Origin of the sequence: Romboutsia sp. 13368 (genome assembly GCF_018336475.1) — a bacterium.
Taxonomy (GTDB): Bacteria; Bacillota; Clostridia; order Peptostreptococcales; family Peptostreptococcaceae; genus Romboutsia.
On record NZ_CP048741.1, the window covers coordinates 1,457,572 to 1,458,310 of the forward strand.

1 protein-coding gene is annotated in these 739 nt (G+C 24.0%); it reads right to left on the reverse strand.

What is annotated here, in order from left to right:
- Window positions 1-2: 2 nt before the first annotated feature.
- Window positions 3-374 (reverse strand): hypothetical protein, encoded by a 372-nt coding sequence (locus G3997_RS05875; RefSeq protein WP_296644337.1) that lies wholly within the window; start codon window positions 372-374, stop codon window positions 3-5.
- Window positions 375-739: the final 365 nt, after the last annotated feature.

Below are 739 nucleotides of genomic sequence, written 5' to 3' on the forward strand. Positions count from 1 at the left end.
CCTTAAGAGCTAGATGATGTAGTAAATTCCCATAATACTTCAAGTTTTTTATCATTTAAATCTGCATGTCCAAAAGATGGTGAATTTCTAAGTGAGTTTCCCCTAAATGTAAATATCCCTTCCATATCTGAATATTTATTTTGAAATACTACTTCATTATCATGTTCAAAATCTAGTGTTGTTTTATATGATAATGTATCATCTTCTACATATGATGTTTTAACTGAACCTAAAATTGTTTCAACCTCTACTTCTTCAACTTTTGCCTCTTGCTCTACATTATTATTGGTAGTTACCTTCGTACAACCTGTAATCCCCATACTTAAAATTAAAACTAAACTTAAATAATCCCTTTTCCCTTTGTTTATAGTCATAATCCCCCTCCTATATTTATACTTTTAATATATTAGACACTTTTTTTCTTATACCTTTATTTATCATTCTAATAAATGATAAATATCTATAATAATTAACTATTTATTGTCGTTATTTGATTTATAAATTAATATATTAATTAACACAGTGTATAAATTTTATTAAATAAACTTTAATATATATAATAAGTAATATATTTTATAAAGTTTATTTACTTTATCTTACTTAGGTAAATATTAAGATTGGAGAAATAGTATGTTTTCTAAAAAATATTCTATTATTAATGGTTCTAAGAACAAAAAAAAATGCCCTAACTTTATCTGGGCAATAATATTATCATTAATATTCATATATGGTGGCCCAC